18 protein-coding genes are annotated in these 17701 nt (G+C 33.1%); 13 read left to right on the top strand and 5 right to left on the bottom strand.

The window, feature by feature from the left end; genetic code table 11:
* Positions 1–170 precede the first annotated feature (170 nt).
* Positions 171–1469: an exopolysaccharide biosynthesis polyprenyl glycosylphosphotransferase gene (locus ACFFGA_RS02460; RefSeq protein WP_386060607.1), complete on the top strand. Its 1299-nt coding sequence runs from the start codon at positions 171–173 to the stop codon at positions 1467–1469.
* On the opposite strand, the gene ACFFGA_RS02455 is transcribed toward ACFFGA_RS02460, so the two are convergent.
* Positions 1466–2626, bottom strand: coding sequence for a glycosyltransferase family 4 protein (locus ACFFGA_RS02455; RefSeq protein ID WP_386059147.1), 1161 nt, complete (start codon positions 2624–2626; stop codon positions 1466–1468). The two genes, ACFFGA_RS02460 and ACFFGA_RS02455, sit on opposite strands and share 4 nt — an antisense overlap.
* Before the next feature lie 6 nt (positions 2627–2632).
* A complete protein-coding gene (locus ACFFGA_RS02450; protein ID WP_386059145.1) occupies positions 2633–3991 on the bottom strand; it encodes a phenylacetate--CoA ligase family protein in 1359 nt (452 codons plus the stop codon).
* Between the two features lie 38 nt (positions 3992–4029).
* Between ACFFGA_RS02450 and purD the strand changes: the two genes are divergently transcribed.
* Complete coding sequence (purD, locus tag ACFFGA_RS02445; RefSeq protein ID WP_386059143.1) at positions 4030–5301, top strand: phosphoribosylamine--glycine ligase; 1272 nt, start codon at positions 4030–4032, stop codon at positions 5299–5301.
* On the opposite strand, the gene ACFFGA_RS02440 is transcribed toward purD, so the two are convergent.
* Entirely contained in the window at positions 5296–5523 is a 228-nt protein-coding gene (locus tag ACFFGA_RS02440) for a DUF6341 family protein (protein WP_386059140.1), read from the bottom strand. The two genes, purD and ACFFGA_RS02440, sit on opposite strands and share 6 nt — an antisense overlap.
* A gap of 40 nt (positions 5524–5563) precedes the next feature.
* On the opposite strand from ACFFGA_RS02440, the gene ACFFGA_RS02435 reads away from it, so the two are divergent.
* On the top strand, positions 5564–6481 hold the full coding sequence (locus tag ACFFGA_RS02435; RefSeq protein ID WP_386059137.1) for a DUF6427 family protein: 918 nt from the start codon (positions 5564–5566) through the stop codon (positions 6479–6481).
* Here ACFFGA_RS02435 and upp read toward each other — a convergent pair.
* Complete coding sequence (gene upp / locus ACFFGA_RS02430) at positions 6470–7129, bottom strand: uracil phosphoribosyltransferase (protein WP_386059134.1); 660 nt, start codon at positions 7127–7129, stop codon at positions 6470–6472. The two genes, ACFFGA_RS02435 and upp, sit on opposite strands and share 12 nt — an antisense overlap.
* Before the next feature lie 78 nt (positions 7130–7207).
* On the opposite strand from upp, the gene ACFFGA_RS02425 reads away from it, so the two are divergent.
* The gene (locus tag ACFFGA_RS02425) at positions 7208–7816 is read left to right on the top strand and encodes a DUF4254 domain-containing protein (RefSeq protein ID WP_386059132.1); all 609 of its coding nucleotides are present in this window, start codon (positions 7208–7210) and stop codon (positions 7814–7816) included.
* 44 nt (positions 7817–7860) lie between these two features.
* Positions 7861–8892 (top strand): glycosyltransferase family 9 protein, encoded by a 1032-nt coding sequence (locus ACFFGA_RS02420; protein WP_386059129.1) that lies wholly within the window; start codon positions 7861–7863, stop codon positions 8890–8892.
* Between the two features lie 76 nt (positions 8893–8968).
* Here ACFFGA_RS02420 and ACFFGA_RS02415 read toward each other — a convergent pair whose 3' ends face one another.
* The gene (locus ACFFGA_RS02415; RefSeq protein ID WP_386059127.1) at positions 8969–10027 is read right to left on the bottom strand and encodes an FAD-binding oxidoreductase; all 1059 of its coding nucleotides are present in this window, start codon (positions 10025–10027) and stop codon (positions 8969–8971) included.
* Positions 10028–10132: 105 nt separating this feature from the next.
* On the opposite strand from ACFFGA_RS02415, the gene ACFFGA_RS02410 reads away from it, so the two are divergent.
* The 8 genes from ACFFGA_RS02410 (at position 10133) to atpE (ending at position 17670) form a co-directional block, all read left to right on the top strand.
* Positions 10133–11605 (top strand): DUF5687 family protein, encoded by a 1473-nt coding sequence (locus tag ACFFGA_RS02410; protein ID WP_386059124.1) that lies wholly within the window; start codon positions 10133–10135, stop codon positions 11603–11605.
* Between the two features lie 4 nt (positions 11606–11609).
* On the top strand, positions 11610–12332 hold the full coding sequence (locus ACFFGA_RS02405) for an ABC transporter ATP-binding protein (protein ID WP_386059121.1): 723 nt from the start codon (positions 11610–11612) through the stop codon (positions 12330–12332).
* Between the two features lie 189 nt (positions 12333–12521).
* Positions 12522–15134, top strand: a complete 2613-nt coding sequence (gene porW / locus ACFFGA_RS02400; protein ID WP_386059118.1) for a type IX secretion system periplasmic lipoprotein PorW/SprE — start codon at positions 12522–12524, stop codon at positions 15132–15134.
* Positions 15135–15150: 16 nt separating this feature from the next.
* Complete coding sequence (locus ACFFGA_RS02395) at positions 15151–15606, top strand: bactofilin family protein (protein WP_386059115.1); 456 nt, start codon at positions 15151–15153, stop codon at positions 15604–15606.
* Positions 15536–15805: an AtpZ/AtpI family protein gene (locus ACFFGA_RS02390; RefSeq protein ID WP_386059112.1), complete on the top strand. Its 270-nt coding sequence runs from the start codon at positions 15536–15538 to the stop codon at positions 15803–15805. Before ACFFGA_RS02395 ends, ACFFGA_RS02390 begins: the two co-directional genes overlap by 71 nt.
* 5 nt (positions 15806–15810) lie before the next feature.
* The gene (locus ACFFGA_RS02385; protein ID WP_386059109.1) at positions 15811–16206 is read left to right on the top strand and encodes a hypothetical protein; all 396 of its coding nucleotides are present in this window, start codon (positions 15811–15813) and stop codon (positions 16204–16206) included.
* 146 nt (positions 16207–16352) lie between these two features.
* A complete protein-coding gene (atpB, locus tag ACFFGA_RS02380; protein WP_386060604.1) occupies positions 16353–17441 on the top strand; it encodes a F0F1 ATP synthase subunit A in 1089 nt (362 codons plus the stop codon).
* Between the two features lie 19 nt (positions 17442–17460).
* Positions 17461–17670 (top strand): ATP synthase F0 subunit C, encoded by a 210-nt coding sequence (gene atpE, locus ACFFGA_RS02375; RefSeq protein WP_034042296.1) that lies wholly within the window; start codon positions 17461–17463, stop codon positions 17668–17670.
* The last annotated feature ends 31 nt before the right edge of the window (positions 17671–17701 follow it).

Below are 17701 nucleotides of genomic sequence, written 5' to 3'. Positions count from 1 at the left end.
TACACTTGCTTATATTGGGTTTTTATTCTAAATTTAAAGTAGTAAAATTCATTCACAATTAAAACCAATAAACTCAGGAAAAAAATTACTTTTGTTAACTATTTTTACGGGATTTGAGTTTATTTAAACACGGAAGATATTCAGGATATTTAAGGCCTATTTCATACTTGATAGATTTAAGTGTAATTAATGGGATAGCTATTCTTTACTTGTTAAACGGTAGGGATCCATTAATTTTTTCAATCTTTATGTCTGTGGGTTGGATACTGTTATCTATTTATTCAAGATTTTATGAAGTGTATAGATATACTAGGCCAGTAAATATATTATCACTGGTTGTAAAGCAATTAATTTTGTTTTTGTTACTTATTTTTGCTTTCTCAGGTTTATATTATGAGTTAAATATTTACCCTAAGCCAATAGTAAAGTATACCCTTCTCTGTTTTTTATTTATTACAATTTTTAAGTTTACAGTTTATTACCTTTTACAGAAGTATAGACTATCTTTTGGAGGTAATTTTAGGTCTACTGTAATTTTTGGGTTGAACAAAAAAACAATTGCATTAGAAAACTTTTTCAATAAAAACCCTGAGTACGGTTATCTGCACAAAAAAACGTACAATTTCAAAAACAAAAACCAAACACTAGAAGAATGTTTTAATTATGTGCTTAATGAGGGAATAGATGAGATATATTGCTCTATTTCAGAACTTACAAATTCACAAATAGCAGATATTGTTGATTTTGCGGACAATAATCTTAAAATCTTAAAATTTATACCAGATAGTAAAGAGATTTATTCTAAAAAATTGAGGTATGAGTATTATGATTATATACCTGTTCTAACCTTAAGGACCATTCCGCTTGAAGATTCTGCAAATATGGTTATAAAACGAGGTTTCGATATCTTGTTTTCAAGTATTGTAATAGTCTTTATTTTGTCATGGTTGACACCTTTAATTGCTTTACTTATAAAATTAGAATCCAAAGGGCCTGTATTTTTCAAGCAATCAAGAAACGGATTTAACTACAAAGAGTTTGATTGTTACAAATTCCGCTCTATGACTCCAAACAAAGATGCTAATTTGTATCAGGCTACACGAGATGATCACCGTGTAACAAAAGTGGGTAAGTTTATAAGGAAGACAAGTATAGATGAGTTACCTCAATTTTTCAATGTACTTTTTGGTGATATGTCTGTAGTTGGACCTAGACCACACATGGTAAGCCATACTAATATGTATGCCAAAAAAATCGATAAGTTTATGGTAAGACACTTTGTTAAACCTGGTATTACAGGATTAGCCCAAGTAAGTGGTTTTAGAGGTGAAGTAGAAACCGATAAGGATATAATAGGTAGAGTAAAATTCGATATTTTCTATATAGAAAACTGGTCTTTATTGTTAGACCTTAAGATAATTTCTCAAACCTTTATTAATGCAGTAAAGGGTGAGGATAAGGCCTACTAAAGTATCTCTATTAAACTAGCTAATTGTTTGTCAAAATTAAAATTTTCAAAAGCTTTATCTTGAATTTCTCTCTTTCGCTCAATACCATTAGACGATAAATCCATTAATCTAATGGTAGAATTTAGATGATTATAGTTGCCAACTTCTGCTATCCAGCCTAAATCGTATTCCTTTATTATAGTTTCACCTTCTCCGCCACCAAAATATAACATGGGCAGTCCTAATTTGGCATATTCAAAAATTTTAGAAGGTACAGAGCCGTATATTCTATTTAAAAGTGGAATTATAGCAACATCGTATTTCAGCAGTGCTTTGTGCAATTCTTTTCTATCAATTCTGCCATAAAAGAATATTGACAGGTTGCTATTGGCCTTAACAAAGGCTTTTATTTCATTTTCTTCTGCGCCAGATCCGTATATGTGTAGTTCAATAGTATCATAATTTAAGTTTTGGCATAGCTTCAAAATACCTTGAGCAACTCCCAAAAGACCAGCATACACAATTTTCAGTTTATTGTTTTCAGAAGAATTTTCAATTATTACAGGACGTTCAATATTAGGATAGTTGCGATAAAGAAATAAATCTGGTTTCTTGGTAATTTTCTCAATATGAGAAAGTATTTCGTTACTCTGCCCAAGGATGAGATCTGCATTTTTGTAATTGAAAACTTCTAGTTGTTTTAAAATCTTATAACTAAGATTTTTTTTCAGGGCACCTAATTCATAGCCAGCACTTGGCCAAAGGTCACTCACATTTAAAATCAATTTTCGTTTTTTAGACCTTAAAAAAAACATACAAGTGAAAGCCACAAGCAAAGGAGGTGATTGCACAATAACCTTATTCGGTATTTTATTCCAAATAAAAAACCAAATTAAACTGAAGCTGTAAGATAACATGGCAAACAGCCGTATAAACTTGTTTTTAGACTTACTTGCATATATCCAAATTCTATTAACTTCAATATTTTCTTCAATAGCTTTAGATGAAAAATTCCCTTTGTATTCCGAAAAAATCTTCCCTGTGGGATAATTTGGAAGAGGTGTTACAACACGAACATTGTAATGCGATGTCAATCCATTTGCCAAATGATATATTCTGTTAGATGCCGCACCAATCTCTGGAGGGAAATAACTGGTTATTATCATTAGTTCTTGCATAGATGGTTATTGGTTTAGATGAGATGTAAATTGCTTTAGCTTGCCAGATTTAGAGCGATTTAATTGTTCTACACGTTCAAAATCAATAGAAATTCCGGGCTCAAGATAACGCTCCATTTCTTGGGTAATTATGCTTTTTTTATCAGATGAAAGCATCTCTCTACTTACAAACTTAATTATAAAACGGTCTAATGCTACTTGCTCAATTATAAACTCAGAAACATTACCGTCATTCTCAATGACACTTTTAGTAATATAGTAAAAAGTAAGTCCAGCTGCTTTTTTTCCACTTGGCAAAATGGCAATATCATTCGTTCTTCCAATAAGTTGTTCTAAGAGAGGCTTCCTCAGTGTACTATGTTTAGATAGGATTCCAATATCGCCGATATCATATCTAATAAACGGATGAGCCTGGTTGTATAAGGATGTTATTACAATTCTTCCTTCTTTTCCATAGGGTAAGACATTGCTATTTTCATCTAAAATTTCCACAAAAAGCGTTTCACTATTTACCTGCCATTCGCCATTAGTGTTTTGATAAGCAATTAAATCAAGTTCCGAAGCACCATATTCATTTACCACTGGCACGCCAAATTGTTTTTCTAATAATTGTTTATCATCATCAAATAACATTTCAGAGGTAACAACACAGACTTTAAGACTTGGGCAAACCGTATTTAAAACTACGTTATTTCGTTGTAAGTATTTAGCAAATTGAACAATTGGGCTAGTATAGCCATTTATGTAATCAAATTTTGAAGTTTTAAATTTCTCGAGTGCTTTATCGAAAGCAGCATCACTCAAGTCAAAAACCGAAAACCGAAAACGATTACTAAACCAGTCTTTTAATCGTTCTTTATAATACCCTTTTTTATTTAAGGGAATACCATAAAAACGCGCTTGCTTTGAAGTGTTAAAGTCAATACCAAACCACGAGAAACGATTCATAATTTCTGCCCATGTCATAGCATGACACCATTTGTCTTTGGCAAAAATAAAAGGGTCGCCAGAACTCCCAGAAGTTTTATTTATATAAACATTAGTTATTTTAAAACCATCACTCAACCGTTGCTCTAGTGGTTGTTGCAAATGACGTTTGGTCATTATAGGTATAGAATCCCAATTATTAATATCTATCGATTTTCCAAAGGATTTGTAAAACGGATTGTTTTCTAAATGGTATAAAGTGATTTCTTTTTTCTTGTGCTCTACGTAACTATTAAATTCAGAATCGCTTAATGCTTCAATATTAGCCAAAGCCAATTTAGCCTTGTTTATGTCAAAGCCGTTAATTCTTAGAGAAAAATCGAATAGTCGCAAGATGTTTAAAGCGAAAAGGTTTCCGTAAATTAATTGTTTTTTCATCTCAAAACCAATTATTTTTGCGCAAACAAATTATAAACATGAATATTTTAGTACTTGGCTCTGGAGGAAGAGAACACACATTTGCATGGAAAATTGCTGAAAGCGACCGTTGTGATAAGCTTTTTGTTGCACCAGGAAACTCAGGAACTGGAGCTATTGCCACAAACCTAGCGATTGGCGTAACGGATTTTGAAGCTATAAAAAAAGCTGTTATTCAAAACAATATCGATTTGGTTGTTGTAGGTCCAGAAGATCCTTTGGTACAAGGAGTTCATGATTTCTTTTTAAAGGATGAAGCTATAAAGCACGTGGCCGTTATTGGTCCTCAACAAGTAGCTGCAGCATTAGAAGGCAGTAAAGAGTTTGCGAAAGAATTTATGATGCGTCACAATATACCTACTGCTGCTTACGAGAGCTTTACTAAAGATAATGTTGAAGATGGTTATAAGTTTTTAGAAACGCTGAATCCACCTTATGTATTAAAAGCTGATGGACTTGCGGCTGGTAAGGGTGTTTTAATTTTAGAAGATTTAAACGAAGCAAAAACTGAGCTAAAAAATATGTTGGTCGATGCCAAATTTGGCGAGGCTAGTACAAAAGTGGTAATTGAAGAGTTTTTAGATGGTATAGAGCTAAGTTGTTTTGTTTTAACAGATGGTAAAGACTACAAAATTTTGCCAACTGCAAAAGATTACAAACGTATTGGCGAAGGCGATACAGGATTAAATACAGGTGGAATGGGAGCTGTATCTCCAGTACCTTTTGCAACAAAAGATTTTTTAAATAAAATAGAAACTCAAATCGTTAAGCCTACGGTTGATGGTTTAAAGAAAGATAACCTTCCTTATGTAGGTTTTATTTTTATCGGCCTAATAAAGGTGGGTGACGATCCTAAAGTGATTGAGTACAACGTAAGAATGGGTGATCCTGAAACAGAAGTTGTATTACCAAGACTTAAAACAGATTTGGTAGAAATCTTCCAAGCTATGGCAAATAAAACCTTAGCTAATATTGATATAGAAATTGACGAACGTGCTGCAACAACTGTGATGTTGGTGTCTGGAGGTTATCCTGAAGCTTACGAAAAAGGGAAAGAAATTAAAGGAATAGAAAAGGTTACAGATTCAATAGTATTTCACGCAGGTGCAAAAACCGAAAATGGAACAACCATTACTTCTGGTGGACGCGTTATGGCAATTACATCTTTTGGCAATACTTATAAAGAAGCCATAAAAAAATCTTACCAAAGTATAGAAAATCTACATTTTGATAAGATGTATTATCGTAAGGATATTGGTTTTGACTTATAGATAAGAGTGTGCAGATACACTTTTATCTTCTTCGTTATTGTTATTGTATTTTGCCAATTGCATCATCCAATAAGTAAATGCTACCAAACCTATAATCATAAAGATCCATGACATAAAGTTGGCTCCAAACCAGCTTTCTAGCTCTAAAGCTCTAAGTGCATCAAATGGAGCAAATAGCACATCAACAAATAAATCTTGTATTCCGTAAAAGAAATCCTTCATAACTTTATAAATTTACAGAGCAAAAATACAAAAAGAGTTAATGATTACAAGCATTTTTAGTAAATCTAAACCGATAAACTTCATTGTTGTTGCGATTTTTATCGTTTTAATTTTTGTAATCTCTAATTTTAGCAACCTATTTAATGATTGGAATGAAACCATAAAGTCAGTAGTTAAATTGGTTTTAGCACTGTTTTTAGTTTTCTTATTTGACTTTATAATTTCAAAAAATAGTCTCACCCAAAAGAATAGTTATGCTATTATGACCTTTGGTTTATTGTTCGGGATGTTTCCTCAAGCACTAAAGCATATGGACTTATTATTGTCTAATTTGTTTGTGCTTTTTGCATTGCGAAGGTTAATAAGTCTGCATTCTAACATCAACATAAAGAAAAAATTATTTGATGCTGCCTTCTGGATAATGTTTGCCACGCTCTTTTATTTTTGGGCTGTGTTGTTTTTTGCACTTGTTATTGTAGCACTGATATACCATTCTCAAAATGACATAAAAAACGTCATTATTCCCTTTGTGGGAGTTGCAACTTTTTTTGCGCTGCTATTGGTGTATAACATCATTTTATATGATACTTATTTAAAACCATCTGATTTTGAACGCTATGCCAGTCTAGATTACACGGCATATAACAGCAAAGAAAACATTTTAAGGTTTACAGTGTTATTCACATCATTTGTATGGATACTTGTTTACTTTTTTAGGGCATTACCAGATAAAAATAAAAAACTAAGACCGTCATATTTTTTAATTGCTTGGTCATCGATTATTGCAATTTTAGCAGCTATCATAGCGCCATTAAAAAATGGAAGCGAATTTATATTTCTATTTGCACCATTTTCTATAATTATGGCAAATTATATCGAAGTTATTTCAGAACGTTGGTTTAAAGAAGTGTTTGTAGTACTACTTATAATTACTCCAATTATTGGCTTACTGCTGTAGTTTAATGCCAAAAGCCAAGTCACCAGCATCTCCTAAACCAGGAATTATATAACCCTTATCATTTAATGTGTCATCTATTGCGGCAATCCATAAATGTGTTTCTGCATTAAAAGCCTTAGCAACATAATCCACACCTTTTTGTGCACCAATAACACTAACTAAATGAATCTCCTTTGGAGTTCCAAATGGTTTCAGAGCTTCAAAAGTTGCAACCATAGATTGACCAGTCGCCAACATAGGATCAGCTAAAATTAATGTTTTTCCCTCTATACTTGGGCAAGCTAAATACTCTACAACAATTTCAAAACTTTCCGGATTATGTTTGTGCTGTCTGTAAGCCGAAATAAAAGCATTTTCCGCTGCATCAAAATAGTTTAATAATCCATTGTGAAGCGGTACACCAGCTCTTAGAATAGAACATAGAACAATATCATTTTTATGCATTGTAGTATTAGCAATGCCAAGAGGAGTAGAAACGTTGTGTGCTTCAAAGCTTAAAGATTTGCTCAATTCGTAACCCAAAATTTCACCAATACGCTCAATATTTCTTCTAAAACGCATACTGTCATTCTGTATAACCTTGTCTCTAATTTCAGAAATAAAAGTATTTAATATCGAAGGTGTTTCTGAAAGATTGTGAATCTGCATATAATGACTTTTGGTTGAGGTGCTAAGTTAATAATTCAAACTATATTTGCATATTCTTAAAAATTAATTGATTTATTTATGTTTTCAGAAAAAGCCAATTCAATATTCCAAGATGTTATTAAAACGTACAAAGTTTTAAATACTGTTGAGCAACCTTTCACTAATAAGTATGATAAGAATGACGACTTAATAGCACATTTATTATACAGAAAGTGTTGGATAGATACGGTTCAATGGGCTTATGAAGATATAATTAGAGACCCAAATATTGATCCAGTTGCAGCATTGAAGCTAAAGCGAATGATTGATGCTTCGAACCAAGACAGAACAGACACTGTAGAGTATATTGATAGTTATTTCTTAGATAAATACAATGATGTTGAGGTAAAGCCAAATGCTAAAATTAACTCAGAAAGTCCGGCTTGGGCGATAGACAGACTATCGATTTTAGCTTTAAAAATTTATCATATGCATCTTGAAACTGTAAGAGAAGATGCTTCTGAAACACATAAAGCAGCTTGCCAAAAAAAGTTAGATGTTTTGTTAGAGCAGCGTAAAGATTTAAGCACAGCAATAGACGATTTACTAAATGATATTGCTAACGGAGACAAGTACATGAAAGTTTATAAACAAATGAAAATGTACAATGACGACGAACTTAATCCTGTTTTAAGAGGACAAAAGTAATTTGTCATCCTGAACTTGTTTCAGGATCTCATTTACTGTAACAAATGCCAAAACCAACTCACATACTTGTCATTAGGTTTTCTGCCATGGGTGACGTGGCAATGACTGTACCCGTTTTAAGAGCACTTACAGAACAACATCCCGAATTAAAAATCACTGTAGTCACAAGAGCTTTTTTTAAGCCTTTTTTTCAAGATTTAAAAAATGTTGAAGTCTATTCTGCCGATTTAAAAGAAGAACATAAAGGTGTTTTAGGGCTCTATAAACTTTCTAAAGAATTAAAAGCCTTAAAGTTTGATGCCGTTGCGGATTTGCACAATGTCCTACGTAGTAAAATCTTAAAATTCTTCTTTACAGGAAAGAATGTTGTACAAATAGACAAGGGTAGAGCGGAAAAAAAGGCATTAACTTCTGGGAGACAGTTTCAGCAATTAAAAACCACACATCAACGTTATGCAGATGTCTTTGATAAACTTGGTTTTTCAGTTGAATTGTCTAATCCAAATTTTTCTATTCCTAAACCACTTACTGAAAATCTAAATTCATTTATTTCAAATAAAGATTTTAAAACCATAGGAATTGCACCTTTTGCAGCTCATAAAAGTAAAATGTATCCATTGGAGCAAATGGAACATGTAATTACAGAACTTTCTAAGAACTACAATATTATCTTATTTGGAGGTGGCAAAAGAGAGATTGAGGTTTTAAATGAGGTAGAATCTAAAAACAACAATGTGTCTTCTGTTGCAGGGAAACTGAATTTAAATGAAGAATTGATTTTGATTTCTAATTTAGACCTAATGTTATCCATGGATTCTGGAAATGCGCATTTTGCAGCAATGTTAGGTGTTAAAACCATAACAATTTGGGGTGTTACGCATCCCTATGCTGGTTTTGCTCCATTCAACCAACCAGAAGATTATGCTTTACTAGCAGATAGAAAACAATTTCCTTTGATACCGACTTCGGTTTATGGCAATAAATTTCCTGAGGGTTATGAGATTGCCGCTGGTAGTATTTCGTTTGAAAGTATTGTTGCTAAAGTGAACGAGATCTTTCAGGTTTTCAAAACCTGAAAGGTCTGAGATGAGTCTTATTTTCAAAAGCAGCTAATTCCCTTCCAACTAGGAAGGGTTAGGATGTGCTTATTTTTTATACATCATCATAATCCACAACCAGACTATCTGAAGTAGGATGTGCTTGGCAAGTTAATATCAAGCCTTCGGCAACTTCGCTATCTGTTAGGATATTATTCTGTCTCATTTTTGCTTGGCCTTCAGTTAATCTAGCAATACAACTACTGCAAATTCCACCTTGGCAAGAGTAAGGGGCATCAATGTCTTGTTTTAATGAAGCTTCAAGAATAGACTGTTCCTTAGACATTTCAAATTCAAATTCTTCATCGTCAACAAGCACTTTGATTTTTGAATTTCCAGTTAGAGTTTCAGTGTTAGACTCTGACTCATTTTCTACAGGAACTGTAAACAATTCAAATAAAATAGCTTGTTCTTTTACGCCATTTTCTGTGAGAACATCTTTAACGGTGTGAATCATTTGCTCTGGTCCACAGAGGTAAAACTTTTCAATAGTTACGTCTTTGTATTTATTTTTTACAATAAGATTGACTGTACTTTTTTCAATACGGCCAAATAAGGCATCTTCCTCACGAGTCTGACTGTAAATAAAGTGCACATGAAAACGGTTGCCATAAAAAGCTTGTAATTCTACAAGCTCTTTAAAAAACATGGTGTCTTCAGAAGATTTATTACCATAAACCAATATAAAATTACTATAAGGCTCGTCCTCTAAAAGCGTTTTTGCAATACTTAAAACAGGTGTTATACCACTACCAGCAGCAAAAGCAGCCACAGTTCTGGTCTTAGCCTCATTAGCTTCAAAAACAAAACGACCATTTGGAGCTGAAACCTCAATAGCATCACCAGCTTTTAATTGAGAATTTGCATAAACAGAAAATGTACCTCCTTCTACGGCTTTTACCGCAATAGTTACTTCTCCGCTATTTTTTGAAGAACAGATAGAATAGTCTCTTCTAATTTCTTCTCCGTTAATTTTAGTTTTAAGCGTTATGTATTGTCCAGCCTTAAAGCTGAATGTTGATTTTAAATTTTCAGGAATCTCAAATGAAATAGCTACGGATTGATTTGTAACTTTTTCTACTGATTTTATATTTAGTGTATGAAATTGCGACATTAAAAATAATTTTCTGCAAAAATAAGGAAGCCAACTTTTAAAGTTAAGTTTGTTTGTAACAAATTAACAATTAAGTTTACTTATATAAAAAACCAACCTAACTCTATGATAAAACAATTTATAAACCTAGAATGGAAAGCGTTTACACGCTCAGCTTCATTTAAAGTTAATTTGGCTCTTAAAATCTTAATGATTATCGGAGCATTTTTTATGATCCTATATGCTTTAGGTGCTGGTGTTTTTGCTTATTATGGTATTGAAAAATTTATAGATCCTAATCCTTTAAAAATCATTAACAGGTTTTTAATTTTCTATTTTATTTTCGATTTAGTTTTTAAATATTTTCTACAAAAAATGCCTATTGTAAATATTAAACCGTTGCTCTATTTACCATTAAAGAAGAATCAGGTGGTAAAATTTGGAATTAATAAAACCATGATTTCGTTTTTTAATATTTGGCATGCTTTCTTTTTTATTCCTTTTTCAATTGTATTGCTAATTGAAGGCCATGCTTTCCTAAATGTATTGGGATGGCATATCGCAATGCTTGCTCTAGTATATTGTAATAATTTCATAAATATATTCGTAAACAGCAAGGACAGTGTTTTTTACGCCGTAATAGGAACTATAGTTACGTTAGGAGCTTTACTTTATTTTGATATTTTCGACATTACACAGTTTACAGCGCCTATTTTTTCGGCACTTTATAATCAACCGTATCTGGCTATAATTCCCTTGGGTTTAGCTTTTGTATTGTACAAAATGGCATTTAAATATTTTAGAAATAATTTTTATTTAGATGCAGGTTTAGCCAAAAAAGTGGATATAGCAGAAACCGATAACATGATTTGGTTAGACCGTTTTGGAAGCGTGTCAACATTCTTAAAGAATGATATAAAACTTATTAAGCGCAATAAACGATCAAAGATGACCATCTTTATGAGCGTCCTATTTATTTTTTATGGCTTATTATTTTTTACAGGAAGCATTGAAGCCTATGACGGCCCGTTTTGGCGAATTTTTGCAGGTATTTTTGTTTCGGGTGGCTTTCTGTTTAGTTTCGGTCAATTTGTGCCAAGCTGGGACAGTGCCTATTATCCGTTGTTAATGAGCCAGAATATTAGATACAAAGAATATTTAGAATCTAAATGGTACCTAATGGTAATTGCAACTATTTTTACCACAATTCTCGCTTCGTTTTATCTCTATTTTGGTTGGCAAGCGTACGCAGCGGTTGTTGTAGGTGCAATTTATAATATTGGGGTAAATTCTCATATGGTGCTTTGGGGTGGAGCCTATATAAAAACTCCAATAGATTTAACTTCTGCCAAGAAGGCGTTTGGTGATAAAAAATCGTTTAACGTTAAAACATTACTATTAACCATTCCAAAACTTTTATTGCCAATGGTGATCTATGCTGTAGGGCATTTTGCTTATAGCGAAGTTTTAGGCTTTGCTTTAGTTGCAATAACAGGATTAGCAGGATTATTATTTAAAAACAAGGTATTTGGTATTATTGAAAAGATTTACAAATCTGAAAAATATAAAACACTAGTAGCTTACAAACAAACCAATTAAAATTATGATTATTACATCTAACTTATCAAAAACATATAACGGCAACACGGTTTTAAAAATCGATAGTTTAGACATTCCAAAGGGACAAAGCTTTGGACTTGTAGGCAACAATGGTGCAGGTAAAACCACTTATTTTAGTTTGCTATTGGATTTAATTCAACCAACCACAGGACACATAAAAAACAATAATGTTTTAGTGAACGAAAGTGAAGATTGGAAACCATTTACATCAGCCTTTATAGATGAAACTTTCTTAATTGGTTACTTAACACCAGAGGAATACTTTTATTTCATAGGTGAGCTTAGAGGACAAAACAAAGCAGATGTTGATGCTTTGCTGGCACAGTTTCAAGATTTTTTCCATGGAGAAATACTTCAACAGAAAAAATACCTCAGAGATTTAAGTAAAGGAAACCAGAAAAAAGCAGGTATTGTTGCTGCATTAATTGGTAACCCTGAAGTTATTATTCTTGATGAACCTTTTGCAAATTTGGATCCAACAACCCAAATTCGCTTAAAGCAAATTATTAAAGATTTAGCCGAAAAGAAAGGAGTTACTGTGTTGGTATCTAGCCATGATTTAATGCATGTTACAGACGTTTGCGAACGCATAGTTGTTTTAGAAAAAGGAAACATAATTAAAGACTTAGAAACCAACCCAACTACGCTAAAAGAACTCGAGGCACATTTTGCTGGTGGAGCAATAGCAACACAAGAGGAACAATAACAACCAATCAATTATATTTAGAAAGCTCGTAATCATTTTTTATTACGAGCTTTTTTTGTGCTTTGAGATATTTCAAAACCTCGAAAATCCTTGAAATAACCTCAAAAATTCAAAAAGATGCTTATTTTTACCACGTTACACACTAAAAGCCTAACATTTTAGTTATCTATTAACCAAATAGAACCAACGTTGAAGACCTATTATAAAATCATATTATCCTTATTTTGTGTGGCATTGATAGCCCAAAGTTGTTCACGCAAAAAAGATACATTCATCAATAGAAATTTTCATGCTCTAGGCACTAAGTACAACATTCTATATAATGGAGACATAGCGTTACAGAGAGGCATAGAAGGTGTAAATGATGCGTTTACCGAAAATTTTTGGGAACTACTTCCTGTAGAACGTATGGAGGTTAGTGAGGATATCTTTTTACCAGGTCAATCAAAAAATGCAGATTTTGAGCGTGCTGAAGAAAAGGCGATTAAAGCCATACAGAAGCACGGAATGAATATAGACGGTAAGGAAAAAAACTACCAAATAGACGAAGCGTATTTGCTATTGGGTAAAGCACGATATTTCGATCAGCGATTTGTGCCTGCGCTTGCAGCGTTTAACAATATTCTTAATAAATATCCAACAAGTGATAAGATCAATCAAGTAAAAATTTGGCGCGAAAAAACCAATATGCGACTAGACAATAATGAAGTTGCCATAAAGCGACTTAAGCGCTTACTTGATGAGGAGGAAATTGAGGGTCAGGATTTAGCTGATGCTTCAGCAGCTCTAGCTCAAGCATATATCAATATAAAATCTAAAGATAGTGCCCTGGCAGAGTTAGGTGTTGCGGCAGAAAACACCAAGGTTAAAAACCAAAAGGCGCGTTATCATTTTATAAGAGGTCAACTTTATAATGAATTTAAAGAAAAGGATAGTGCTAATGCAGAGTTTGATGCTATTATAGAAATGCACAGACAGATTCCAAGAGCATTTTACATTAATGCACACCTTGAAAAATCATATAATTTTGATGCTTCAAACGGAGATGAAATTGAATTTCAGGAATACCTTACAGAACTTGAGGAGAATCGTGAAAACAGGCCTTTTTTAGATAAAATTTATTATCGTATTGCAGAATATCACCGCAAAAATGCTTCAGATAGTTTAGCCGAAGCGTATTACAACAAGTCGCTTAGAAAAACTTCATCAGATAAATACCTAAGAGCGCTCAATTACGAGACACTTGGCAACATGTATTTTGATCGCAACATATATAAAACAGCAGGTGCGTATTATGATAGTACTATGACTGCGATGGTTCAAAACTCTAAAGAATTCAGAATTATTAAAAAGAAGCGTGAGAATTTAGACGATGTTATCTATTACGAAGGTATTGCAGTGACTAATGATAGCATTTTAAGAATTATAAGCCTTCCAAAAGAAGAACAATTAGCTCTTTATACAGCGCACACAGAAAAGCTAAAACAACAAGCTCTGGAAGAAGAAGAGCGCAAAGAACAAGAGCTGAAAAGGCAAGCAACGGCAAACAATAACATTGAAACTCAAAATGTAAGATCGGGAATTAATCCAAAAGGAATGCCTGGTGAATTTGCTTCAAAAAGTAAAAGCGTTGGGCCAGGTGGTATTGCTAGTAGTTTTTATTTCTATAACCCAACAACTGTGGCTTATGGTAAAAATGAATTCTTAAAACTTTGGGGTGACCGTAAACTACAAGACAATTGGAGGCTTTCTAACCAACGTGCTAGTATAGCCAACGAAACAAAAGGAGATGTTGCGACAACAACAACTGAGCAAGCGCGTTTTAACCCTGAAACTTACATAGCTTCGCTTCCTACAAGCCAAGTTGAAATCGATAGTATTGCCAAAGAAAGAAACTTTGCCTATTACCAATTAGGGATTATTTACAAGGAGAAATTTAAGGAGCTGGAATTGTCTAAATCCAGATTCGAAGATTTATTAAACAACAATCCGGAAGAGCGATTGGTTTTACCTTCAAAATATAATCTGTACAAAATATATATAGAATTAGGACTTAATAGAAAAGCGGAAGCAATGAAGGCTGATATAGTGGCAAACTATCCAGATTCACGATATGCTGAGATTTTATTAAATCCAGAATCTGAATTGGCTAAGGACGAAAATAGTCCAGAAGTAATTTATACAAACCTCTATAGACAGTTTGAAGAAGAAAATTACGCTCAGGTTATTGCCGAAGCAGAAACACAGATTAAAAGATTAGAAGGTGATGATTATGCGCCTAAGTTCGAGATTCTTAAAGCCTCGGCAAAAGGGCGTCTCTATGGGTTTGAAGCGTATAAAGAAAGCATAGACCATATTGCTTTAACCTATCCAAATACTGAAGAGGGTAAAAAAGCACAAGAGATATTGCAGAATGCAATTCCGGTATTAGCAAAAAAGGAATTTGTAGCAGATGACCAGGCTAAAAACTTCAATGTTATTTATCAATTTAATAACAATTCTGGTGAAGATATTGATGCCTTTATTAAAGTATTAAATGAGGAAGCTTCAAAAATCAAATACTTTGATTTAACGGTTTCAAAAGATTTGTATGACGAAAACACTACCTTTGTTGTAGTGCATGGCTTAAAGAGTATTCAAGGAGCAGGAGGATTTGCACAATTGCTTCAATCTGAAAATATTGATAAAAACGGCAAGCCCTTGAAACCAAAAATTACCAAAGACTATTTTGCAATTTCCTCACCAAACTATGCTATTATTCAACGACATAAAAATTTAAACAGTTATTTAAAACTAGAGTAACCTAAATCGAATCATCATGTTTTCCTCTGATAACAAAAAACCTAAACAAGTAACAACTATGGAAACAAGTACGCAACAGAATATTATAGCGCAAGGCACAAAGATTGTTGGTGATATAGCTAGCCAAGGTCCTTTTAGGATTGATGGAACTGTAGAAGGTAACGTAAAGACTTCGGGAAAAGTAGTAGTGGGTAAATCTGGCTTCATAAAAGGAACCTTACAAGGAGAAAATGCCGATTTTGAAGGTAAATTTTCAGGTAAACTTATTCTATCTGGTACATTGTCTTTAAAATCCACAGCACATATTGAAGGCGAGGTACACACAAGTAAATTGGCTGTAGAACCTGGTGCAACATTCAATGCAACCTGTAGTATGAAAGGAACAGTTAAAGCATTACCAAATGAGCCAGCAAAACCAACCCAACCACAATCACAAGCAGAAGCCATTAAAAAGCCAGAAAGACAAGCTTAATAGTTATGCGCGTTTTTCGGGTATTGTTATACAAATGGTGGCAATCATTTGTGTAGGGACATTTATTGGTGTAAAACTAGATGAGCGTTACCCAAATAAAAACAACCTCTATACACTTTTTTTTACATTAGGTTTTGTCATAGCATCGATTGTTTTTGTAATAAGACGTATTATTGCAGCTTCTAAAGATGATAACTAACCACAATGGAAGATTTTAAGAAAAGACAAATCACATTTTTACTACAATTAATAGGTGTTAGTGTTTTAATTTATGCTATACACAGTTATTTTTTACACTATTTTGCTAATGAAATAGTTTTCTTTTTCCCTGTTTGGCAGATTTACGCACTTCACTTTATCATTACTTTGGCGCTATACTCAATTATTAATTATAGATTTTCTTCAGGTAAAAAAGATATTTTTAATCTGTTTATGATCATGACATTCTTAAAGATGGTGTTGGCCATATTATTTCTGTTGCCATTATTACTTTCAGATTTTGAAAACAAACAGCCAGATGTTTTTAATTTTTTCATTCCTTATTTCTTGTTTTTGTTCTTCGAGGTTTTTGCCTTAACACGATTTCTTCAAAAGTCTTAAGAATTAGTTTTTAAATCACCTATAAATCAATGCTTTTTACCGATAAAAAGCCATTGGAAATTATAGCAAAATTATTGTTTGTCATTTCATTTAATGTACGTACATTTGCACCGAATTTAAAGCAAGGTATTTTTAAGCCCATTAGAATGAGAATAAGCACCTTTAAAAACATAATATTTTCAGCGTTATTTTTAACGGTATTTAATATTGGTTTTGCCTCTGAGACAAAAGAAGGAGGAGACGACGAAAAATTCGATCCCAAAGAGATGATCCTACATCACGTTAAGGATGCCTACGGAATGCATTTATTTGATTGGAATGGTCATGCGGTTTCAATTCCACTTCCATTAATTTTATGGACAGACAACGGTTTAACTACATTTTCGTCTTCAGAGTTTCATCACGATTATAATGGTGAGGTTATTGTTGAGAAGAACGGTCAGCGTTTTGTAAATGTACATGAGAAAGTATATGTATTAGATGAAGGAGCAACGGCTGTTACTTATGATGCTGAACATCACCCAACTAATGCGCACAGACCTAAATTAGATTTGTCTATTACCAGAAACGTGTTTATGATGTGGGTCTCTATAGCGGTATTGTTTCTAATATTCTTAAGCGCAGCACGTCGCTATAAAAAATCAGAAAACTATGTACCATCTGGTATTGCTAGTTTCGTGGAGCCTCTAATTGTATTTGTTAGAGATGAGATTGCTAAACCAATGATTGGTGAGCATAAGTATAAAAGATATATGCCTTACTTATTGACCATATTTTTCTTTATATGGATTAATAATATTTTTGGATTAATTCCAATTCTTAATGGTGCTAACTTAAGTGGTAACATTGCGTTTACATTTACATTAGCAGCTATTACATTTATCATCACAACATTTAGTGGTAACAAAAACTACTGGAAACATATCTTTTGGATGCCAGGTGTGCCAGTGCCAATGAAAATATTTTTAATGCCAATTGAGATTATAGGAATGTTTGTAAAACCTATCTCATTAATGATTCGTTTATTTGCTAACATTACAGCAGGTCACGTTATCATCTTAGCATTAATGTCATTAATATTTGTATTTAAATCGTACGCAATTGCACCTGTATCTGTAGCATTCTCATTGTTTATTACAGTTATTGAAGTTATTGTAACGGCAATACAAGCATATATATTTACAATATTGTCAGCTCTTTATTTTGGGATGGCAACAGAAGAAGAACATCATTAATTAATTTAAATTTTATATTATGACTATTACTGGAATTGCAGCTATTGGAGCTGGTTTAGCAGCTATTGGAGCTGGTGTTGGTATTGGTAAGATTGGTGGATCAGCTATGGAAGCTATGGCTCGTCAACCAGAAATGCACGGAAAGATTCAATCTTCTGCATTAATCTTAGCAGCCTTCGTAGAAGCGGTAGCACTATTTGGTGTTGTTGTTGCTTTCTTACAAGGGTAAGACATTAAGATACAGAAGTAACGGTTGGTTG

It is taken from the genome of Winogradskyella pulchriflava (genome assembly GCF_042434315.1).
Taxonomy (GTDB): domain Bacteria; phylum Bacteroidota; class Bacteroidia; order Flavobacteriales; family Flavobacteriaceae; genus Winogradskyella; species Winogradskyella pulchriflava.
Note: the sequence above shows the minus strand (reverse complement) of the source record. Positions and strands in the feature narration are given on the sequence as shown.